Below are 19,580 nucleotides of genomic sequence, written 5' to 3' on the forward strand. Positions count from 1 at the left end.
TGAAGGAGTACGCATGGCTGTCTACAACTACGACGTAGTGGTGCTGGGTTCCGGCCCGGCCGGAGAAGGCGCGGCAATGAACGCCGCCAAAGCAGGGCGCAAGGTGGCCATGGTCGACAGCCGTCGCCAGGTCGGCGGCAACTGCACCCACCTGGGCACCATCCCGTCCAAGGCGCTGCGTCACTCCGTGCGGCAGATCATGCAGTTCAACACCAACCCGATGTTCCGTGCCATCGGCGAGCCGCGCTGGTTCTCCTTCCCCGACGTGCTCAAGAGCGCCGAGAAGGTCATCAGCAAGCAGGTCGCCTCGCGCACCGGCTACTACGCGCGCAACCGCGTCGATGTGTTCGTCGGCACCGGCAGCTTCGCCGACGAGCAGACCGTCGAAGTGGTCTGCCCCAACGGCGTGGTCGAGAAGCTCAACGCCAAGCACATCATCATCGCCACCGGCTCGCGCCCGTACCGTCCGGCCGACATCGACTTCCACCACCCGCGCGTCTACGACAGCGACACCATCCTCAGCCTGAGCCACACCCCGCGCAAGCTGATCGTCTACGGCGCCGGGGTGATCGGTTGCGAATACGCCTCGATCTTCAGCGGCCTGGGCGTGCTGGTCGAACTGGTCGACAACCGTGGCCAGCTGCTGAGCTTCCTTGACTCGGAAATCTCCCAGGCGCTGAGCTACCACTTCAGCAACAACAACATCACCGTGCGCCACAACGAGGAATACGACCGCGTCGAAGGCCTGGACAACGGGGTGATCCTGCACCTGAAGTCGGGCAAGAAGATCAAGGCCGACGCATTGCTGTGGTGCAACGGCCGTACCGGCAACACCGACAAGCTGGGCCTGGAGAACATCGGCATCAAGGTCAACAGCCGTGGCCAGATCGAGGTCGACGAGACCTACCGCACCAGCGTGCCGAACATCTACGGCGCCGGTGACGTGATCGGCTGGCCGAGCCTGGCCAGCGCCGCCCACGACCAGGGCCGCTCGGCCGCCGGCAGCATCGTCGACAACGGCAGCTGGCGCTTCGTCAACGACGTGCCGACCGGCATCTACACCATTCCGGAGATCAGCTCGATCGGCAAGAACGAGCAGGAACTGACCCAGGCCAAGGTGCCCTACGAAGTGGGCAAGGCCTTCTTCAAGAGCATGGCCCGCGCACAGATCGCCGGCGAGCCGCAAGGCATGCTGAAGATCCTGTTCCACCGCGAGACCCTGGAAGTCCTCGGCGTGCACTGCTTCGGCTACCAGGCCTCGGAGATCGTCCACATCGGCCAGGCGGTGATGAACCAGCCGGGCGAGCAGAACAACCTGAAGTACTTCGTCAACACCACCTTCAACTACCCGACCATGGCCGAGGCCTATCGGGTAGCTGCCTATGATGGTCTGAACCGGCTTTTTTGAGCGGCTCCGACCGGTGGCCTGAGCCGGTCGGGGAGACCGATTTCAGCCCTACCCGAGGGTGGTCCTGGCCAAACCGGGAAAGTCTGTAATCAGGCTGTCCACGCCAAAGTCGGCGAGCCGGCGCATCAGCGCCGGTTCGTTGACCGTCCATACCGACACGTGCAGACCCTGGCGCTGCGCCTTGATCAGGCGCTCTGGGGTGCACAGCGTCCAGTTCAGCGCCAGCATCTCGCAGTCGTAGTTCTGCGCGACCTTCAGCGGGTCGAGCCAGGCGTACTCGGCAACCAGTCCGCGCTTGATGTCGGGCACCAGTTCCAGGGCGGCGCCCAGCACTTCTCGTGAGCTCGAGGTGATGGTCACCTTGTCCAGCAGGCCATGCTGCTGGGCCAGTTCGCGGATTGCCAGCACGGTGCTGGCGGCGCGGGTGCGCGAGGCGCTCTTGACCTCCAGCTGCCAGTGCTCGAAGGCGCATTTTTCGAACAGCTCTTCAAGGCGCGGGATAGGGCAGGGCTGCACATGGCCCGGGCCGCCCTTGCGCGCGTCGTAGGTCACCAGGTCTGCCGCCGTGTGTTCGACCACCTTGCCGCGTCGACCGGTGGTGCGCTTGAGGGTCGGGTCGTGGATCACCATCAGCTCGTTGTCGGCCGACAGGTGCAGGTCGAGTTCGCAGCGGTCCACGCCATGGGACAGGCACTGGCGAAAGCTCTGCAGGGTATTCTCGGGCGCTTCGCCCTTGGCGCCGCGGTGGCCATAGATCAAGGTCACGTTCGTTCCTTCAAATCAGAGAAAAGGGCTTCAGGAAGCGGGGTCGTTCTGTTCCAGCGCCTGGCGGCGTTGCTGTTGCTGGCGCTGCAGGATATAGCGGGCCAGCAGCTGGCGCTGGGCGTCGGTCATGTCGATGAACTCGGTGCCTACCTCGTAGTCGCCATCCGGGCGCGGGTCGCAGTGGGTGACCCGGCCGCGCAGCAGCAGGCCATGGGCGCGGGGCATCAGCACCATCTTTACCTTGACCCGGGTGCCCGGAGCGATCTTCTGCGCCTGGGCGAACTCGATGCCGCCTTCGGAGATGATCACCGGTTGCGGCTGGCCGATCTCGCCGATCAGGCTCTGGGCAACCACCGCGCTGAGCAGGTCGAGGCGTTTGTTCTGGGCGCGCAGGAAGGCGGCCAGGGTACGGTCCTTCTCGCTCAACTGGCGCAGCAGGTGCTGTGATTCGAAGTCCGAAAGGTGCAGCTCGCTGAGCAGGTTGAACAGCTCTGAATCATCCTGCAACAGTTCTGTCTCAAGGGCTTCGGCCGCGCTGAGGGGGTTGATTTGAAGTGCGATCCGATCTTCGATGCGGTAGTATTCGCGGCGATCTTCTTCGTCTAATGTCGTCATGGCGAACCCAAGGTTACGGCGGTGGTCCGAGTGTAAAGCCGCCGCAGGCGCCTCGCCACAAGGACGTTCCCTTTCATCCGAACAAGCCCCGACATGTTCAGACCTCTATTCGTATTCATTGGTACGCGCTACACCCGTGCCAAGCGCCGCAATCACTTTGTCTCGTTCATTTCGCTCACCTCGATGATCGGCCTCGCCCTGGGCGTGGTGGTGATGATCGTGGTGCTCTCGGTGATGAACGGGTTCGACCACGAGATGCGTACCCGTGTGCTGGGGATGATCCCCCACGCCACGCTGGAGACCGGCCAGCCGATCGACGACTGGCAGGCCCTCGCTTCTAAAGTAAAGCAGAATCCGCAGGTGCTGGCGGTCGCGCCGTTCACCCAGATGCAGGGCCTGCTGACCCATGAAGGCAAGGTGCAGAAGGTGCTGCTCAACGGCATCGACCCGGCCCGCGAGCGCGAGGTGTCGATCATCGACAAGTTCGTCCTCGACGGCAGCCTCGACAAGCTGGCGCCGGGCGAGTGGGGCATCATGATCGGCGACAAGGCCGCGCAGAAGCTGGGCGTGGGCATCGGCGACAAGCTGACCTTCGTCGCCCCCGAGGTCAGCGTCACCCCGGCGGGGATGTTCCCGCGCATGAAGCGCTTCACCGTGGTCGGCACCTTCCATGTCGGCGCCGGCGAGATCGACGGCTACCTGGGCCTGACCAACATAGCCGACCTGTCGCGCCTGCACCGCTGGAAGGCCGACCAGGTCCAGGGCGTGCGCCTGAAGTTCGACGACCTGTTCCAGGCCCCGCGGGCCGCCTGGGCCATCGCCCAGCAGCTGGGCGAGCAGGAGTTCTATCCGCGTGACTGGACCCGCACCCACGGCAACCTGTACCAGGCGATCCGCATGGAGAAATCCATGATCGGCCTGCTGCTGTTGCTGATCGTCGCAGTGGCGGCGTTCAACATCATTTCCACCTTGGTGATGGTGGTCAACGACAAGCGCGGCGACATCGCCATCCTGCGCACCCTGGGCGCCACGCCCGGGCAGATCATGGCCATCTTCATGGTCCAGGGCACGGTGATCGGCGTGGTTGGCACGCTGATCGGCGCGGTGCTGGGCATCCTCGGCGCGCTCAACGTGAGCGCGGCCATCGCCGGCATCGAGACCCTGATCGGGCACAAGTTCCTCAATGCCGACGTGTACTTCATCGATTACCTGCCATCGCAGATCCAGGCCCAGGACGTGTACATGGTCTGTGGCGCGGCGCTGGTCCTGAGTTTCTTCGCCACCCTGTATCCGGCCTGGCGCGCCTCGCGCACCCAGCCGGCAGAGGCGCTACGTTATGAGTGAGTCGCGCATGAGTGATAAAGCCGTGTTGAGCTGCCGCAACCTGGGCAAGAGCTACGAGGAAGGCCCGGAGTCGGTTCAGGTCCTGTCGGGGTTGAACCTCGAGCTGCACCCGGGCGAGCGGGTGGCCATCGTCGGCAGCTCGGGCTCGGGCAAGAGTACCTTGCTCAACCTGCTCGGCGGCCTCGACACGCCGACCCAGGGCAGCGTCTGGCTGGCCGGCGAGGAGCTGTCGGCGCTGGGCGAGCGGGCCCGTGGCCTGCTGCGCAACCGCGCCCTGGGCTTCGTCTACCAGTTCCACCACCTGCTGGCGGAGTTCACCGCCCTGGAAAACGCCTGCATGCCGCTGCTGATCGGCAAGACGCCGATCGCCGAGGCCCGCGAGCGCGCCGAGGCGCTGCTCAAGCGCGTCGGCCTGGGGCACCGGTTGAATCACAAGCCGGCCGAGCTGTCCGGCGGTGAGCGCCAGCGCGTGGCGATCGCCCGCGCCCTGGTCAACCGCCCGGGCCTGGTGATGCTCGACGAGCCCACCGGCAACCTCGACCACCACACGGCCATGGGTATCCAGGAACTGATGCGAGAGCTGTCCACGCATTCGCAGACCGCCTTCCTGGTGGTGACCCACGACCTCAACCTGGCGCGCCAGATGGACCGCGTGCTGAGCCTGGAAGACGGGCGCCTGGTGGCGATCTGAATCGCCTGCGCGGGGCGCCCCCAGGCGTCCCGGTTCACACTTAGATTGGGTATCCCTGTTCATGTTCAGACCCTTGTCCTTGTTCATCGGTGCTCGCTACACCCGTGCCAAGCGTCGCAACCACTTCATCTCGTTCATTTCCATGACCTCAATGATCGGGCTGTCGCTTGGCGTGCTGGCGATGATCACGGTGCTGTCGGTGATGAACGGCTTCCAGCGCGAGATGAGCTCGCGCGTGCTCGGCCTGGTGCCCCATGCCGCGATCCTTGGCGCGCAACCGCTGGATGACTGGCGCAAGGTCGCCAGCGCCGCAGAAGGCAATCCGGCGGTGATGGCCGCGGCGCCGATCACCGAAATGGAAGGCATGCTCTCGTACAAGGGGGCGATGCAGCCGATCCAGGTCGCCGGCATCGACCCGGCCGAAGAGGGCAAGGTCTCCATCGTCACCCAGCATATTGTCCAGGGCAGCCTGCAGGCGCTGGTGCCCGGTGAGTACGGCGTGGTGATCGGTGAATTGACCGCCCGGCGTTTTCGCCTGAACACCGGCGACAAGCTGACCCTGATCGTTCCGGAAATCAGCAAGGAGCCAGGCGGCATCACCCCGCGCATGCAGCGCCTGACTGTGGTCGGCATCTTCAAGGTCGGCGCCGAGCTGGATGGCTCCCAGGCCTATATCCATGTCGCCGACGCCGGCGAGATGCAGCGCTGGGCGCCGGGCCAGGTGCAGGGCGTGCGCCTGAAACTGCACGACCTGTACGCCGCGCCGCAGGTGTCCAAGGCCATCGCTGCGGGCTTGGGCGACGGCTACCGCGCCGACGACTGGTCGCACACCCAGGGCAGCCTGTTCAGCGCCATGAAGATGGAAAAGACCATGATCGGCCTGCTGCTGATGATGATCATCGCCGTGGCCGCGTTCAACATCATCGCCACCCTGGTGATGGTGGTGAACGACAAGGGCGCGGATATCGCCATCCTGCGCACCATCGGCGCGACGCCGGCGCAGATCATGGGCACGTTCATGGTCCAGGGCAGTCTGATCGGCATCGTCGGCACGCTGATCGGCGGCGTGCTCGGGGTGATCCTGGCGCTGAATGTCAGTGCGGTGGTCGGCTGGGTCGAGCGGGTCAGCGGGCAGCACATCTTCACCTCCGACATCTACTTCATCAGCAGCCTGCCGTCGGAATTGCAGTGGGGCGACGTGGCGATCATCTGCGTGGCCGGGCTGGTGATGAGCTTCCTGGCGACCATCTACCCTGCGTACCGCGCCTCGCAGATCGAGCCGGCGATGGCGTTGCGTTACGAGTAAGCGCTATCGCGGGGCAAGCCCGCTCCCACGCCGGTCTTTGATGCCTGCAAGTATGAGGTCTGGCGTGGGAGCGGGCTTGCCCCGCGATGCTCGTACACGAACCATGAAACATCCGGTACCGCTTCCCTTCGCTGTCGATTGCATTGGCCATCTACCTTGAGAATTTTACTTCAAGGAGATCGACATGGGTCGTCCCGCTTCCCACCGCCTGCGCCACGGCAGGTGTTCCGAGCCTAGCCGGGTCTACTTGCTGACCAGCACGACCAGGGACCGCTTTCCATTTTTTGAAGATTTCCAGGCTGCTCGTTGCTTGCCTTTCCATTTCAATCAGGCTGAGCAGGAGGGGTCTTTGTGCAGCCTCGCATGGGTGGTCATGCCTGATCACTTTCACTGGCTGATCAAGTTGGGAGATGACACGCTCGCTACGATTATGCGGCGATTCAAGTCGCGCAGCCGATGTTCGCTGTTCAAGCTTGGAAAACTGAAAGGACCATTATGGCAGCCGGGCTATCACGACAGGGCGCTGAGGCGGGAGGAAGATCTTCGCGAATTTGCCAGGTATGTGGTGGCTAATCCCTTGAGGGCAGGTTTGGTCAGGCGGCTTGGGGATTATCCTCATTGGGATGCTATCTGGATATAGTCCATCGCGGGGCAAGCCCGCTCCCACGCCAGACCTCCTGTTTCCAGGCATCATAATCTGGCTCCCACGGCAGACCTCATATTTCCAGCCATCATAATATGGCGTGGGAGCGGGCTTGCCCCGCGATGAGGCCTACTCAGGCAACTCGATCACGAACCGCGTCCACCCATTTTCACACTCCGCCCGAATCTTCCCACCGTGCGCCTGCACGATCGAGCGGGTGATGGCCAGCCCCAGTCCCGCATGCTCGCTGCTGCCCTCCTGGCGCGCCGGGTCTGCCCGATAGAAACGGTCGAACAGCCGCTCCAGCAGTTGCGGGGCGATCGCCGGCCCACTGTTGGCCACCTCGATGCGCAACCCCGGCGCAAGGCTCACACGGATCTCGCCACCCGCCGGGGTAAAGCGCAGGGCGTTGTCCAGCAGGTTCGACAAGGCCCGGCGCAGCATGTGCCGGTCGCCTTCGACATGCGCCTGACCCTCGCGTGACAGCCTGACCTCGGCTTCCTCGGCCAGCGGCGCGTAATACTCCAGCAGCGCATCGATCTCGGTCGCCAGGTCCAGCGCCTGGCTATTGGGCATCAGCAGGCCGTGGTCGGCCTTGGCCAGGTAGAGCATGTCGTTGACCAGCTGGGCCATCCACTGCAGTTCCTCGAGATTGCCATGCAGGGCCTCGCGGTAGTCCTCGAGGCTGCGCGGGCGGGTGAGGGTGACCTGGGTATGGGTCAGCAGGTTGGACAGTGGTGTGCGCAATTCGTGGGCGATATCGGCGGAGAACGCCGACAGGCGCTGGAAGGCGTCGTCCAGGCGCTGCAGCATGGCGTTGACCGTGCCGGCCAGCTCGGCCAGCTCCTCGGGCATTTCGGCGACCGGCAGGCGGGTGGTCAGCGAGCGCGCGTTGACGCCGGCGGCGACCTTGCCCATCCGCCGCAGCGGCTTCAGGCCACGGCGCACGGCCCAGGCACCCAGCAGCGCGGTGACCAGCGCGCTGAGGCCGACCGTGAGCCAGATCAGGCGCTGCATGCCTTGCAGGAAGTGCTGGTGATGGGTGATGTCGAGGAACAGGGTCAGCTGCGGCGAGGCGGGCCGGGTTTCGTCCAGCGGCAGGCTCAGCCCGCGGTAGTCGATGCCCTGGGTATGCAGGGTGGCCAGGCCGGGCTGATTCGGGGCGTCCGGCAGGTCGCTGCGGCTGGCGAACCAGGTGGTGCCGTCGACCGCGCGCACGCGCAAGGCCAGGTCGGATTGATGGCTCAACTCGTTGAGCAGCCCCGGCAGGCGCGTGGCCAGTTGCTCGGAACTGGTGACGCCGTCAAGCAGGCTGCGCATCAGCGACAGACGGCCGCTGAGCAGCTGCTGGTCGAGCTCGACGAAGTGCTGCTCGCTGGCGCGGCTGAACAGCAGGCCGGCGCCCAGCGAAACACTGGCGGTGCAGGCGGCGAACAGCAGCGCCAGGCGGCTGCCGAGGGACAGGCGGCGCATCAGTCCTGGCGCTCCTCGAGCACGTAGCCCATGCCGCGCACGGTATGGATCAGCTTGGTGGTGTGAAGGTCATCGATCTTCAGGCGCAGGCGGCGGATGGCCACCTCGATGACATTGGTGTCGCTGTCGAAGTTCATGTCCCACACCTGCGAGGCGATCAGCGACTTGGGCAGCACCTCACCCTGGCGGCGCAGCAGCAGTTCGAGCAGGGCGAATTCCTTGGCGGTCAGGTCGACGCGCTGGCCGGCCCGCTCGGCGCGGCGGCGGATCAGGTCAAGGCGCAGGTCGGCCAGGCTCAGGCAGGTGTCCTGGCTGGCGCTGGCGCCTCGGCGCAGCAGGCTGCGCACCCGGGCCAGCAGCTCGGAGAAGGCGAACGGCTTGACCAGATAGTCGTCGGCACCCAGCTCCAGGCCGTGGACACGGTCCTCGACGGCATCGCGGGCGGTGAGGAACAGCACCGGCGTGTCCAGCCCGGCCTGGCGCACGGCCTGGAGGATCTGCCAGCCATTGCGCCCCGGCAGCATCACATCGAGGATCAGCAGGTCGTGGTCACCGGTCAGGGCCAGGTGCTGGCCGGTGTCGCCGTCGTTGGCCAGCTCAGTGGCGAAGCCGGCTTCGCTCAGGCCCTGGCTCAGGTACTGGCCGGTCTTGGCCTGGTCTTCGACGATCAGCAGTTTCATGTGTTTACCAACGGTTAGGGCCAACGTGATGCCGAAATGATACGTGACGATCCGGCGGCCTGCCCAAGCTGACAAAGTTGTAATCTTCCCGTCAGCCAGCTGCCAGCCAGCCTTTTCGAGAATGGCCTCATTCTCCCAGAACGACCCGGAGTCACCCATGAAACACCTGTTCATCGCCGCCGCCCTCGCACTGGTCAGCCTGCCGAGCTTCGCCGACAGCGGCAAACCCTTCGCCTTCGGCGAGCCGGCCGAGGCGGCCAAGGCCACCCGCACCGTCGAGGTGGTGCTCAAGGACATCGCCTTCGAACCCAAGAACATCAAGGTCAAGGCCGGCGAGACCGTGCGCTTCGTGCTGGTCAACGAAGGCAAGCTGCCCCACGAGTTCAACCTGGGCGACAAGGCCATGCACGCCGAGCACCAGAAGGAAATGATCGCCATGCAAGGCAAGATGTTCACCGCCGGCATGAACCACGAAGGCATGGACCATGGCCAGATGGATCACAGCCAGATGGGCGCTGGTCACGGTCATGCGGGCGGCAACACCGTGCTGCTGCAGCCCGGCCAGCGCGCCGAGCTGACCTGGACCTTCCGCAAGTCGGCGCCCATCGAGTTCGCCTGCAACGTGCCGGGCCACTATCAGGCAGGCATGGTCGGCCCGCTGACCATCGAGTGACAACGGCTCCAAGGCGGGGTGCAAAACCGGTAGACTAGGGGCAATTTCGAACCTTCAGGTCAGTTTCCATGCATCCCGCCGCCGAACACTCCCCGCTGGGCAAGTCCAGCGAATACATCGCCACCTACACCCCCTCGCTGCTGTTCCCGATTCCCCGCCTGGCCAAATGGGCCGAGCTGGGCGTGAGCGGCGATGCGCTGCCGTGGCAGGGCGTGGACTTCTGGAACTGCTTCGAGCTGTCCTGGCTGCTGCCCTCGGGCAAGCCGGTGGTGGCCATCGGTGAGTTCGCCATCCCGTGCGATTCGCCGAACATCATCGAGTCCAAGTCGTTCAAGCTGTACCTCAACTCGCTGAACCAGACGGTGTTCGAGTCGCTGGAGGCGTTGCAGGCGTGCCTGGTGCAGGACCTGTCCGCCGCAGCCGGCAAGCCGGTCGCGGTCAAGGTCAGCACCCTGGCCGAGGTCGAGGGGCAGGGCGTGACCGCGCTACCGGGCCTGTGCATCGATGCGCTGGATGTGAACATCAGCAACTACGAGCAGCCGCAACCGGAGCTGCTGCGTTGCGCGTCGGAGCGCGTGGTGGAAGAGACGGTGCACAGCCACCTGCTCAAATCCAACTGCCCGGTCACCGGCCAGCCGGACTGGGGTAGCGTGGTGGTGGAGTACAAGGGCCAGGCGCTGGATCATGCCAGCCTGCTGACCTACCTGATCAGCTTCCGCCAGCATGCCGACTTCCACGAACAATGCGTGGAGCGGATCTACCTGGACCTGAAGAACCTGCTCAAGCCTGAGCACCTGACGGTGTATGCGCGGTATGTGCGTCGTGGCGGGCTGGATATCAACCCGTACCGCAGCACCGGGGCGATCAGCCCGCAGAATCTGCGGTTGGTGCGTCAGTAATATAGTGGGGCCGCGTTTGCGGCCCCATTCGGTTCAGATCCCCATGCTGTGCAGGTGATTGGCAATATTGCGCAGGATGGCGGTGAGGTCCGGGTGATCGGCTTCGAAGCGTTCGACGGCGGTATTGACCCCGTCGACCAGGTTGTTGTCCTTGGTCGCTTCTTCGAGTTTGATCTGGGCTTCGATCTGCTGCATCAGTTCATGCAGGTGGTCGCGCTCTTCCAGCGAGAGCGGTGGATTGCGGTCCAGTTGCTCGCGCAGGCTATCGAGTTGCTCTTGCAGTTCGCGGGCAGGCATTGTTCGTTCTCCATCAATGACTTGGCAAGCCATGGACCTCGGCGACACGGTAAAGGTTCTGGCCTGCCTTCTAGCGTAATCCACCTGCCGCTGCTTTGCATGACCCGTATCAACGTGGATGTATCAGGGTTTCTCGCCCTTGTGCCGGCGCTGGGCGATGTCCTCAAGGCAGGTGTCGAGGGATTCCAGGTGATCGATCACCGAGTGCACGCCCAGGCCGAACAGCGCCAGGGTCGCCTTGCCACGGGTGCGCTCCTGTTCCTGCCGGGTCATGGCCTGCCATTGGCTGGAGCCCAGCTCGCAGGCCGCCAGACCCACCGTCCACAGGCCGGCGTTGAGTCCGGCCTGCAGCAGCCGCGGCTCGCCGCTGACCAGCACGCAGCCTTCCAGGCGCTGGCTGTCGAGGCTCATCAGCGCCTGCCAGCAGGCGTTGGGCGCCGGCCACTTGCAGCCATTGACCAGATGGCCCGGCAGCCAGTCGGGCAGCACGCTGCTCAGGCGCTTGCCCTGGGTGGAGGTGAGCTCGTCGAGCCAGATGCAGGGCACCGCCTGCGAGCGCAGGCGGTGAAGGGAATCGAGGGCGCCGGGGGCGGGCAGGGGGCCGTCGTCGGTTGCCTGGATCAGGCAGCCGCGCAGTCCGAACAGCACGGCGGTGAAGGCGGGTGCGTCTTGCATGGCAACGTCCCTAAATACCCCGCAAGCTACCCGGCGATTGTGACCAAGGGATGACGACTACAGTTGTTCACGAAATCTTGACAGAGATATGTAAAACTACCGTTCAGCCAGCAAGCCAGTATACTTGCGCCCTATCGAGCAGCGCGCCAAAGGCCGTTGCCGCCGTGAAATCCGATGGAGAAACATCTATGCGTAGGATCGGTGCCGGAGTGATCGAGCGAGTCACCCAGGCCTGTGTCTGCGCCAGCTTGCTGCTGGCGCCCGTGGCAGCCACCCAGGCGGCCACCGAGGAGGATCCGTGGGAGTCGGTCAACCGACCGATCTTCAGGTTCAACGATGTCCTCGACACCTATGCCCTCAAGCCGCTGGCCCAGGGTTACCAGTATGTCACCCCGCAGTTCCTCGAGGATGGCATCCACAACGTCTTCCGCAACCTGGGTGACGTCACCAACCTGGCCAACAACGTGCTGCAGCTCAAGCCTCGAGCGGCGGGCATCGACACGGCGCGGCTGATCGTCAACACCACCTTCGGCCTGGGCGGCTTCTTCGATGTCGGTACCAAGATGGGCCTGCAGCGCAGCGACGAGGACTTCGGCCAGACCCTCGGCTACTGGGGCGTGCCCAGCGGGCCGTACGTGGTCATCCCGTTCCTTGGCCCGAGCACCGTGCGTGACGGCCTGGCCAAGTACCCGGACACCTACACCGAACCCTACCGCTACATCGACCATGTGCCGACCCGCAACTCGCTCATGGCAGTGGACGTGATCGACACCCGCGCCAGCCTGCTGTCGGCGGAGAAGCTGATCCAGGGCGACAAGTACATCTTCCTGCGCAACGCCTACCTGCAGAACCGCGAGTTCAAGGTCAAGGACGGCCAGGTCGAAGACGACTTCTGATCGATCGGCTCACGCAAAAGGCGACCTTCGGGTCGCCTTTTTCGTAACAGTTCAATGCATGGCCAGGATGCGCAGGCCGAACTTCTGCGCGCCGCCGGGCTGGTCGGCGATCCACACCACCTCGGTGCTGGCATGCAGGCCGGCGAGGGCGGCATGGTCGGAGTCGATGCGCACCTCGAGCTGGTCGCCCACCTTGAACCGCTGCGGTGCCTGGACCTGCATGCCACTGCTGGAGAGGTCGATGCACACGGCGCTGATCACCTGGCCGGCGTGCAGCAGGCTGACCTCGGTTTCAATGCGCATGCGTATGAAATCGCGTTTTTCGCTGTAATCCACGGGAGGCTGGGACATGCTTGCATCCTTTCGTCAGGTTGCGCCGATGTGCTTTCTTATAACGCCGGGTGATTTGCCCTGTAAAGTGCGCGGAAGTCTTCCTTGCCATGCTTGAAACGCCAGGCGGATGGGAGTACCGTCAGCGCCTTACAGGGCACCTCGCTATTTGCCGGACCAGTCTTCTTGTCCTACAACTCAAATAGAGAGTGGCTAGAGAGCATTCCAGTAGCCGTCTGTCGGTCCTTCACAGCCGCTACGCCAACCCAAATCTGGCGCCGTTCGCCCACATGCAGAAACCCAGTGCAACGCTGCTGATCATCGATGACGACGAGGTGGTCCGTGCCAGTCTCGCCGCCTATCTGGAAGACAGCGGCTTCAGCGTCCTCCAGGCCGGCAACGGCCAGCAGGGCCTCCAGGTCTTCGAAGCACACCAGCCCGACCTCGTGATCTGCGATCTGCGCATGCCGCAGATGGGCGGCCTCGAACTGATCCGCCGGATCAGCGAGCGCGCGCCGCAGTTGCCGGTGATCGTGGTGTCCGGTGCCGGCGTCATGAGCGACGCGGTCGAAGCCCTGCGTCTGGGCGCGGCGGACTACCTGATCAAGCCCCTGGAAGACCTGGCCGTGCTCGAGCACTCGGTGCGCCGCGCGCTCGATCGCTCGCGCCTGGTGCTGGAGAACCAGCGCTACCGGGAGAAGCTCGAAGCGGCCAACCGCGAGCTGGAGGCCAGCCTGCACCTGCTGCAGGAGGACCAGACCGCCGGTCGCCAGGTGCAGATGAACATGCTCCCGGAAAACCCCTGGGTGGCCGGCGAGTTCGCCTTTGAGCACCAGATCATCCCGTCGCTGTACCTGTCGGGCGATTTCGCCGACTACTTCCGTGTGGATGACCGGCGCATCGCCTTCTACCTGGCGGACGTCTCCGGCCACGGTGCCTCGTCGGCATTCGTCACGGTGCTGCTCAAGTTCATGACCACGCGCCTGCTGTTCGAATTCAAGCGTGGCGGCAAGATGCGCGAGTTCAAGCCTTCACAGGTGCTCAGCCACATCAACCGCGGGCTGATCAACTGCAAGCTGGGCAAGCATGTGACCATGGTCGGTGGCGTCATCGACGAGGACACCGGCCTGCTCACCTACAGCGTCGGCGGCCACTTGCCGCTGCCGGTGCTGTACACCCCGGGCCAGGCCCGCTACCTGGAAGGCCGCGGCCTGCCGGTGGGGTTGTTCGACGAGGCCAGTTACCAGGACCAGGTGCTGGAGCTGCCACCGCAGTTCAGCCTCACCCTGATGTCCGATGGCATTCTGGACCTTTTGCCCGGGGACACACTCAAAGATAAGGAAGCGGCCTTGCCGGAAATCGTCAAGGCGGCGGGTGGTAGCCTGGAGGGGCTGCGCCAACGATTCGAATTGGCTACGCTTGGGGAGATGCCGGATGATATCGCCCTATTGGTGTTGAGCAGGAACCTTGAATGAGTACTGGTAGAATCCAGTTCGCCGAACAAAGCGGGACCTTCGTTCTGAAATTTGTCGGTGAAGTGCGCCTGACCCTGTGTTCGGCGCTGGATGCGACGATCGAGAAGATCTTCACCGCGCTGAACTTCTCGGCCATCGTCATCGACCTGACCGAAACCGAGAGCATCGACAGCACCACCCTCGGCCTGCTGGCCAAGCTGTCGATCCTGTCCCGGCAGAAAGTCGGCCTGCTGCCGACCGTGGTCACCACCAACCCGGACATTTCCCGCCTGCTGCAGTCCATGGGCTTCGACCAGGTGTTCAACATCGTCGACCGCCCGGTGCCGTGCCCGGAGTGCCTGACCGACCTGCCGTCCCAGGACCAGGACGAGAGCGTGGTGCGTTCCAAGGTGCTGGAGGCGCACAAGATCCTCATGGGCTTGAACGACTCCAACCGTGAAGCGTTCCATGACCTGGTGAGCGCGCTCGAGCGGTCCTGATCCTGAGCTGGACCTGCCGACGCCATCGCGGGGCAAGCCCGCTCCCACAGGAAACAATGGTGTTCATTGTAGGAGCGGGCTTGCCCCGCGATGGCGTCAGTCCTGGAGGAACGCCGTAGCCGGCGAACCATCCGCATTCAACTGATAAACCCGCTCCGGCCGCCCCTGGCCATCGAAGAACACCTGCCCCAACCCCGCGCTGTTCCACAGTCGCTCCCCGGCCTTGCTCCGGCTGGGCGTACGCGGCACCACCTCCATTTCCCGGCGCTTGGTAAACCAGTTGAGCGGCGAGCGTGGCGAATACAGCCAGCGGTTGAGCCGGTCGAGCACATCCAGCAGACGCCGGGGAAACTCGTTCTTGATCCCGCTGCTGGTCACCTGCCACAGGTGCGGGCTGCGCTGGCGGTGGCGGATCAGCACTTCGTAGACGAACGAGTAGTGCACGTCGCCCGACAGCACCACGTAGTGCCCCGGCGTGCGCGAATGGCGGAAGATGTTGAGGATCACCTGCGCCGCGCCGCGATGGGCCATCCAGTTCTCCGCATCCACCAGCAGCGGGTAGCCCAGGGCGCTGAACACCCGCTGCACGGTCTCGATCAGCTTGACCCCGAAGATCGGCGCCGGCGAGACGATGATCGCCGAAGGATGGTCGAGCAGCGCCTGCTGCAGTTCGCTCAGCGCCTCCCAATCGAGCAGGCCGGAAGGCTTGCCCAGGCTGCTTTCGCTGCGCCAGCGGCGGGTGCGGGTGTCCAGCACCAGCAGCGGTGGATCGCTGGGCAGCGCGTACTGCCAGCCCTGGAAGCGCAGCAGCTCGCCGATCAGCTCGTCCCGGGCCTCGTTCAGTTGCCGGCATTGCCCGACCAGCGCCGCGCAACCGTCCGGGTCGTTGCCCCAGCCCTGGCACAGCAGGTAGCCGAGCAGGGCGTTGCCGATGATGCGCCGCGAGAAAGGGTGGCCGTAGGCGGTCTGTTCCCATTGCGCCGACAGGTTCCAGTCGTCGGTGATGTCGTGGTCGTCGAAGATCATCAGGCAGGGCAGGTGGGCCATCACCCGCGCCACCTGGCCGAGGCCGTCGCGAAAAGCCTCGATCAGCGGCAGTTCGCGCTGATAACGGGCCTGGCGCTGCTCGGTCAGGCCCTCTGGCATGTCCATCCGCACCAGGGCCCACGGCAGCGGCGACCAGACCAGCAGGTACATGGCCATGACCTCGGCGAAGGTCACCAGGTGGTTGTCGGCGTTGCTGGACGAGAAGATCGGCTTGCGCTTGCCGCCGAAGAAGCGTTCGCGCAGGGTCTCGTTGCCTTCCTGGGCCGGTAGCAGGTCGGCGCGGTGGTAGTAGCAGGCCGGGTGGCGATAGAGTTCGGCGCCGCTGTCGACCAGGGCGCCGTCGAGGGCTTCGTCGAACAGGCCCAGGCGCTCGATCAGCGCGTGGATGGCACGCAGCATGGGGCCGGCGACATCGTCGGCATAGACCTGGTCGCCGCTCATCAGCAGCACGGCGGGGCGTTCTTCAGGGCGCGGATCGGCGGCAAGCAGGCGGTCGGCGCACAGCAGGCCGTCGGCGGCCGGGTGATGGGGCTTGCGGCAGGAGCCGTGGAGCAGCTGGTCAAGACGGTCGCGCTGCACGAAGCTGGGGCGGCTGGCGCCGGGGTAGAGCAGGTGCGGGGCCCAGTCGGCGATGCCCTGGCCGTTGGCCAGGCGCAGGTCGTAGTCGAGCGCCACGTTGCTGGGCAGCGGGTGGTCGAAGTGGATGTCCAGCAGGTGGATGAAGGCGTGCGTACCGACCGCGATCACCTCGCAGCGCGTGGTGACGCCGATGCCGGCCTGGTCGAGGAGGAATTCGGGTTGCAGCGGTTGCGAGCCGACCAGCCAGATGGCCAGGCGTTGCGGTTCCAGGCGGCGGAGGATGGGGCCGGCGAGGACGAGGGGGAGCGAAGCGGTGGCGGGCATGGATGGCTCAGGTTCGTGTGATGCTGATGGCCCTATCGCGGGGCAAGCCCGCTCCCACAGGGAATGGGGGATGCGGTGTTTTCATTGTGGGAGCGGGCTTGCCCCGCGATGGCGTCATCGGCCACCCCAACGAAAACGGGCGGGAAATGCTCTGCATTAACCGCCCGTCGATCAAGCCGAAGATGTATCAGGCTTTGTCAGCCAGCCATCAGCGCTTCCAGCTTTTCCTGGTCGCGGGCGAACTGGCGGATGCCTTCGGCCAGCTTCTCGGTGGCCATGGCGTCTTCGTTCATGGCCCAGCGGAACTGGCTTTCGTTCAACTGTTGCTTGGCTTCGCCGGCACTGCCCGGCTTGAGCAGGCGTGGCAGCTCGCCCTGGTCGTCCGACAGTTGCTGCAGCAGCTCGGGGCTGATGGTCAGGCGGTCGCAGCCGGCCAGTTGCTCGATCTGGCCGATGTTGCGGAAGCTCGCGCCCATGACCACGGTGTTGTAGCCGTTGGTCTTGTAGTAGTCGTAGATGCGGGTGACCGACTGCACGCCCGGATCCTCGGCGCCGACGTATTCCTTGCCGGTGCTTTTCTTGTACCAGTCGTAGATGCGCCCCACGAACGGCGAGATCAGGAACACCCCGGCATCGGCACAGGCCTGGGCCTGGGCGAAGGAGAACAGCAGGGTGAGGTTGGTCTGGATGCCTTCCTTCTCCAGCTTCTCGGCGGCGCGGATACCTTCCCAGGTGGAGGCCAGCTTGATCAGCACGCGGTCTTTCGGCACACCGGCCGCTTCGTACAGCTCGATCAGCTGACGGGCCTTTTTCAGCAGTGCCGGCTCGTCGAACGACAGTCGCGCGTCCACCTCGGTGGAGATGCGCCCCGGAATGACCTTGAGAATGCCCGAGCCCACCGACACGGCGAACTTGTCGCAGGCCAGGTCGACATTGCCCTTGGCATCGGCCTTGACCTGCTTGAGCAGGTCGGCGTAACCCGGGATGGCGGCGGCCTTGAGCAGCAGCGAAGGGTTGGTGGTGGCGTCGACCGGCTTGAGGCGGGTGATGGCGTCCAGGTCGCCGGTGTCGGCGACCACGGTGGTGAACTGCTTGAGTTGTTCCAGCTTGGAGGTCATGGGCGTGCTCTGTCCTGTGCAATGGCTCGACATTACCCGAGCCCCGACAGCCACTCAAGGCCCGTCGCAGGCGTATCGGGAAACCCTTAGAAGCAGCGCGCTCCCCTGTGTAGGAGCGGGCTTGTCCCGCGAAGGGCTGCAAAGCAGCCCCGGCCAACGCCAGGGCCGCGGTAAAAGGCTAACCCTTCGAGTGCCAACCCCGCCCCAGGTTCCCTCAACGCCCCTGCAACAGCTCGGCAGCCTGGTCCAGCACCTTCAGCGGCTCGCTGGCCTTGTGAATGTCCGCCGACAGCAACTGCCGGAAGCGCCGCGCCCCCGGGAAGCCCTGGCCCAGCCCGAGGATATGCCGGGTGATGTGATGCATCGCGCCGCCGCTTTGCATATGTGCGACGATATACGGACGCAGTTTTTCCATCGCCTCGGCCCGGCTGACCACCGGTGCCGCGCTGCCGAACAGCTGCTGGTCGACCTCGGCCAGCAGGTACGGGTTGTGGTACGCCTCGCGACCCAGCATCACCCCGTCGAAGGTCTGCAGGTGGGTGCGGCATTCGTCGAGGGTCTTGATACCACCGTTGAGCACCAGCTCCAGGTCCGGGAAGTCGGCCTTCAGCTGCGCCGCCACGTCGTAGCGCAGCGGTGGGATCTCGCGGTTCTCCTTGGGCGACAGGCCTTCGAGGATGGCGATGCGCGCATGCACGGTGAAGCTGCGGCACCCGGCGTCGCGCACCTGGCCGACGAAGTCGCACAGCTCGGCGTAGCTGTCGCGGCCGTTGATGCCGATGCGGTGCTTGACCGTGACCGGAATGTCGACCGCGTCCTGCATGGCCTTGACGCAATCGGCCACCAGCGCCGGATGGCCCATCAGGCAGGCGCCGATCATGTTGTTCTGCACCCGGTCGCTGGGGCAGCCGACGTTGAGGTTGACCTCGTCATAGCCGGCGTCCTCGGCCAGGCGCGCGCAGGCGGCCAGGTCCGCCGGCACGCTGCCGCCCAGTTGCAGGGCCAGCGGGTGCTCGGATTGGTCATGGCGCAGGAAACGCTGGGCGTCGTTGTGCAGCAGGGCGCCGGTGGTGACCATTTCGGTGTAGAGCAGGGCGTGCTGGGAGAGCAGGCGCAGGAAGAACCTACAGTGTCTATCTGTCCAGTCCATCATGGGCGCTACGGAGAAGCGGCGAGATGGCTCGGGGCGCGGGGTGGCGGGTGTGGCGGCTTGAGAATGCATAAGTCTGGGACACGAACTCAGCGAAGCCAGGCGGCGGGGTGCGCTGGCTGGCGATGGAAAGAGTGAATGGCTGCCAGTTTACCAAGCATGGCGGGATTCGTCCGGATTGATCGGCGATCAGCCTCTGCGGCTTTCCCATCTTTCGCGACACAAGGCCGTTCGTACAGGTGACCGCGCCCCTGTAGGAGCGGCCTTGTGCCGCGAAAGGGTCGCAAAGCGACCCCGGCAGTTCCAAGCCGAACACCAATGCTCAACACCTTGAAAGGGCTGACCTTCAGTGGCTCATCCCCAACTCCGCATCATCCATCAGCGCCTTGGCCAATGCGCTCAGGTAATACGCCGCCCAGAGCATCTGCGGCTTCTCCTCCATGATCCCGCTGATGGTCAGGTCGCGCACGCAGCCCATCAGTTCCGAGGCCTGATCCCGCGCATGCTGGCAAGGGATCCCGGGTTCGATGCAAAACAACGGGTCGGTCTGGCCTTCGCCCTGGTAGAACTTGGTCTTGCCCACGGTGGTGTGGGGTGTGGTGGTGTCTGTGGTCATCATTGAATCTCCCTGAAGTGTTCCGCTGCCTGGTCTGTCGCTATCGCGGGGGGGGGGGGCGCGCCCCCCCCCCCCCCCCCGCCCGGGGGGGGGGGGG

General features: G+C 64.8%; 21 protein-coding genes. 10 read left to right on the top strand and 11 right to left on the bottom strand.

Annotated features, from left to right (window positions below):
• Positions 1-13: 13 nt before the first annotated feature.
• Complete coding sequence (sthA, locus tag POF53_RS15370) at positions 14-1,408, top strand: Si-specific NAD(P)(+) transhydrogenase (RefSeq protein WP_023631920.1); 1,395 nt, start codon at positions 14-16, stop codon at positions 1,406-1,408.
• Between the two features lie 48 nt (positions 1,409-1,456).
• Here sthA and POF53_RS15375 read toward each other — a convergent pair whose 3' ends face one another.
• Positions 1,457-2,173, bottom strand: coding sequence for a glycerophosphodiester phosphodiesterase (locus tag POF53_RS15375; protein ID WP_203647451.1), 717 nt, complete (start codon positions 2,171-2,173; stop codon positions 1,457-1,459).
• A 30-nt stretch (positions 2,174-2,203) separates the two neighbouring features.
• Positions 2,204-2,788, bottom strand: a complete 585-nt coding sequence (locus POF53_RS15380) for a PilZ domain-containing protein (RefSeq protein ID WP_203647450.1) — start codon at positions 2,786-2,788, stop codon at positions 2,204-2,206.
• A 93-nt stretch (positions 2,789-2,881) separates the two neighbouring features.
• On the opposite strand from POF53_RS15380, the gene POF53_RS15385 reads away from it, so the two are divergent.
• The 4 genes from POF53_RS15385 (at position 2,882) to POF53_RS15400 (ending at position 6,769) form a co-directional block, all read left to right on the top strand.
• On the top strand, positions 2,882-4,132 hold the full coding sequence (locus POF53_RS15385; RefSeq protein ID WP_186733461.1) for a lipoprotein-releasing ABC transporter permease subunit: 1,251 nt from the start codon (positions 2,882-2,884) through the stop codon (positions 4,130-4,132).
• Between the two features lie 7 nt (positions 4,133-4,139).
• Positions 4,140-4,823: a lipoprotein-releasing ABC transporter ATP-binding protein LolD gene (lolD, locus tag POF53_RS15390; protein WP_177330835.1), complete on the top strand. Its 684-nt coding sequence runs from the start codon at positions 4,140-4,142 to the stop codon at positions 4,821-4,823.
• A gap of 61 nt (positions 4,824-4,884) precedes the next feature.
• On the top strand, positions 4,885-6,129 hold the full coding sequence (locus tag POF53_RS15395; protein WP_110738516.1) for a lipoprotein-releasing ABC transporter permease subunit: 1,245 nt from the start codon (positions 4,885-4,887) through the stop codon (positions 6,127-6,129).
• Positions 6,130-6,313: 184 nt separating this feature from the next.
• Positions 6,314-6,769: an REP-associated tyrosine transposase gene (locus POF53_RS15400; RefSeq protein WP_498968367.1), complete on the top strand. Its 456-nt coding sequence runs from the start codon at positions 6,314-6,316 to the stop codon at positions 6,767-6,769.
• A gap of 132 nt (positions 6,770-6,901) precedes the next feature.
• Here the strand turns inward: POF53_RS15400 and POF53_RS15405 are convergent, their stop codons facing one another.
• Both POF53_RS15405 and POF53_RS15410 read right to left on the bottom strand, forming a co-directional pair.
• A complete protein-coding gene (locus POF53_RS15405; protein WP_498968369.1) occupies positions 6,902-8,245 on the bottom strand; it encodes a heavy metal sensor histidine kinase in 1,344 nt (447 codons plus the stop codon).
• Positions 8,245-8,925 (bottom strand): heavy metal response regulator transcription factor, encoded by a 681-nt coding sequence (locus tag POF53_RS15410; RefSeq protein ID WP_232856051.1) that lies wholly within the window; start codon positions 8,923-8,925, stop codon positions 8,245-8,247. Before POF53_RS15410 ends, POF53_RS15405 begins: the two co-directional genes overlap by 1 nt.
• 157 nt (positions 8,926-9,082) lie before the next feature.
• Here POF53_RS15410 and POF53_RS15415 point away from each other — a divergent pair, with 157 nt between their 5' ends.
• Together POF53_RS15415 and queF are read left to right on the top strand one after the other, a co-directional pair.
• Complete coding sequence (locus POF53_RS15415; RefSeq protein ID WP_498968371.1) at positions 9,083-9,598, top strand: cupredoxin domain-containing protein; 516 nt, start codon at positions 9,083-9,085, stop codon at positions 9,596-9,598.
• A 68-nt stretch (positions 9,599-9,666) separates the two neighbouring features.
• Entirely contained in the window at positions 9,667-10,497 is an 831-nt protein-coding gene (queF, locus tag POF53_RS15420) for an NADPH-dependent 7-cyano-7-deazaguanine reductase QueF (protein WP_498968373.1), read from the top strand.
• A 33-nt stretch (positions 10,498-10,530) separates the two neighbouring features.
• Here queF and POF53_RS15425 read toward each other — a convergent pair whose 3' ends face one another.
• Entirely contained in the window at positions 10,531-10,794 is a 264-nt protein-coding gene (locus POF53_RS15425; protein ID WP_050704856.1) for a DUF4404 family protein, read from the bottom strand.
• 123 nt (positions 10,795-10,917) lie between these two features.
• Positions 10,918-11,469, bottom strand: a complete 552-nt coding sequence (gene pcrP / locus POF53_RS15430) for an HAD superfamily inactivated hydrolase PcrP (RefSeq protein ID WP_498968375.1) — start codon at positions 11,467-11,469, stop codon at positions 10,918-10,920.
• Between the two features lie 188 nt (positions 11,470-11,657).
• On the opposite strand from pcrP, the gene POF53_RS15435 reads away from it, so the two are divergent.
• A complete protein-coding gene (locus POF53_RS15435; RefSeq protein WP_498968377.1) occupies positions 11,658-12,365 on the top strand; it encodes an MlaA family lipoprotein in 708 nt (235 codons plus the stop codon).
• Positions 12,366-12,416: 51 nt separating this feature from the next.
• Here POF53_RS15435 and POF53_RS15440 read toward each other — a convergent pair whose 3' ends face one another.
• Positions 12,417-12,716 (bottom strand): PilZ domain-containing protein, encoded by a 300-nt coding sequence (locus POF53_RS15440; RefSeq protein WP_050704859.1) that lies wholly within the window; start codon positions 12,714-12,716, stop codon positions 12,417-12,419.
• Positions 12,717-12,985: 269 nt separating this feature from the next.
• Between POF53_RS15440 and rssB the strand changes: the two genes are divergently transcribed.
• Both rssB and rssC read left to right on the top strand, forming a co-directional pair.
• Positions 12,986-14,170 (top strand): two-component system response regulator RssB, encoded by a 1,185-nt coding sequence (gene rssB, locus POF53_RS15445; RefSeq protein WP_028692716.1) that lies wholly within the window; start codon positions 12,986-12,988, stop codon positions 14,168-14,170.
• Complete coding sequence (rssC, locus tag POF53_RS15450) at positions 14,167-14,649, top strand: anti-sigma factor antagonist RssC (RefSeq protein WP_023631332.1); 483 nt, start codon at positions 14,167-14,169, stop codon at positions 14,647-14,649. Before rssB ends, rssC begins: the two co-directional genes overlap by 4 nt.
• Positions 14,650-14,745: 96 nt before the next feature.
• Here the strand turns inward: rssC and POF53_RS15455 are convergent, their stop codons facing one another.
• From POF53_RS15455 to POF53_RS15470, 4 genes are all read right to left on the bottom strand, one after another.
• Positions 14,746-16,599 (bottom strand): alkaline phosphatase D family protein, encoded by a 1,854-nt coding sequence (locus POF53_RS15455; RefSeq protein WP_498968381.1) that lies wholly within the window; start codon positions 16,597-16,599, stop codon positions 14,746-14,748.
• Between the two features lie 197 nt (positions 16,600-16,796).
• On the bottom strand, positions 16,797-17,717 hold the full coding sequence (gene tal / locus POF53_RS15460) for a transaldolase (protein WP_498968383.1): 921 nt from the start codon (positions 17,715-17,717) through the stop codon (positions 16,797-16,799).
• Between the two features lie 214 nt (positions 17,718-17,931).
• Positions 17,932-18,939, bottom strand: a complete 1,008-nt coding sequence (gene dusA / locus POF53_RS15465; protein ID WP_498968385.1) for a tRNA dihydrouridine(20/20a) synthase DusA — start codon at positions 18,937-18,939, stop codon at positions 17,932-17,934.
• Positions 18,940-19,213: 274 nt separating this feature from the next.
• Positions 19,214-19,486 carry a DUF3077 domain-containing protein gene (locus tag POF53_RS15470; protein WP_498968387.1) on the bottom strand — a complete coding sequence of 91 codons (273 nt, stop codon included), beginning with the start codon at positions 19,484-19,486 and terminating at the stop codon, positions 19,214-19,216.
• Positions 19,487-19,580: the final 94 nt, after the last annotated feature.

Origin of the sequence: Mitsuaria sp. RG, from assembly GCF_028369275.1 — a bacterium.
GTDB lineage: Bacteria > Pseudomonadota > Gammaproteobacteria > Pseudomonadales > Pseudomonadaceae > Aquipseudomonas > Aquipseudomonas peradeniyensis.

Excerpts from the sequence above, each read along its gene's own strand:
- lolD (WP_177330835.1), top strand. The coding sequence starts at position 4,140 with ATGAGTGATAAAGCCGTGTTGAGCTGCCGCAACCTGGGCAAGAGCTAC.
- POF53_RS15455 (WP_498968381.1), bottom strand. The coding sequence starts at position 16,599 with ATGCCCGCCACCGCTTCGCTCCCCCTCGTCCTCGCCGGCCCCATCCTC.
- rssC (WP_023631332.1), top strand. The coding sequence starts at position 14,167 with ATGAGTACTGGTAGAATCCAGTTCGCCGAACAAAGCGGGACCTTCGTT.
- queF (WP_498968373.1), top strand. The coding sequence starts at position 9,667 with ATGCATCCCGCCGCCGAACACTCCCCGCTGGGCAAGTCCAGCGAATAC.
- sthA (WP_023631920.1), top strand. The coding sequence starts at position 14 with ATGGCTGTCTACAACTACGACGTAGTGGTGCTGGGTTCCGGCCCGGCC.
- POF53_RS15415 (WP_498968371.1), top strand. The coding sequence starts at position 9,083 with ATGAAACACCTGTTCATCGCCGCCGCCCTCGCACTGGTCAGCCTGCCG.
- POF53_RS15395 (WP_110738516.1), top strand. The coding sequence starts at position 4,885 with ATGTTCAGACCCTTGTCCTTGTTCATCGGTGCTCGCTACACCCGTGCC.
- POF53_RS15380 (WP_203647450.1), bottom strand. The coding sequence starts at position 2,788 with ATGACGACATTAGACGAAGAAGATCGCCGCGAATACTACCGCATCGAA.
- POF53_RS15385 (WP_186733461.1), top strand. The coding sequence starts at position 2,882 with ATGTTCAGACCTCTATTCGTATTCATTGGTACGCGCTACACCCGTGCC.
- dusA (WP_498968385.1), bottom strand. The coding sequence starts at position 18,939 with ATGCATTCTCAAGCCGCCACACCCGCCACCCCGCGCCCCGAGCCATCT.
- tal (WP_498968383.1), bottom strand. The coding sequence starts at position 17,717 with ATGACCTCCAAGCTGGAACAACTCAAGCAGTTCACCACCGTGGTCGCC.
- POF53_RS15400 (WP_498968367.1), top strand. The coding sequence starts at position 6,314 with ATGGGTCGTCCCGCTTCCCACCGCCTGCGCCACGGCAGGTGTTCCGAG.
- pcrP (WP_498968375.1), bottom strand. The coding sequence starts at position 11,469 with ATGCAAGACGCACCCGCCTTCACCGCCGTGCTGTTCGGACTGCGCGGC.
- POF53_RS15470 (WP_498968387.1), bottom strand. The coding sequence starts at position 19,486 with ATGATGACCACAGACACCACCACACCCCACACCACCGTGGGCAAGACC.
- POF53_RS15405 (WP_498968369.1), bottom strand. The coding sequence starts at position 8,245 with ATGCGCCGCCTGTCCCTCGGCAGCCGCCTGGCGCTGCTGTTCGCCGCC.
- POF53_RS15440 (WP_050704859.1), bottom strand. The coding sequence starts at position 12,716 with ATGTCCCAGCCTCCCGTGGATTACAGCGAAAAACGCGATTTCATACGC.
- POF53_RS15410 (WP_232856051.1), bottom strand. The coding sequence starts at position 8,925 with ATGAAACTGCTGATCGTCGAAGACCAGGCCAAGACCGGCCAGTACCTG.
- POF53_RS15435 (WP_498968377.1), top strand. The coding sequence starts at position 11,658 with ATGCGTAGGATCGGTGCCGGAGTGATCGAGCGAGTCACCCAGGCCTGT.
- POF53_RS15425 (WP_050704856.1), bottom strand. The coding sequence starts at position 10,794 with ATGCCTGCCCGCGAACTGCAAGAGCAACTCGATAGCCTGCGCGAGCAA.
- rssB (WP_028692716.1), top strand. The coding sequence starts at position 12,986 with ATGCAGAAACCCAGTGCAACGCTGCTGATCATCGATGACGACGAGGTG.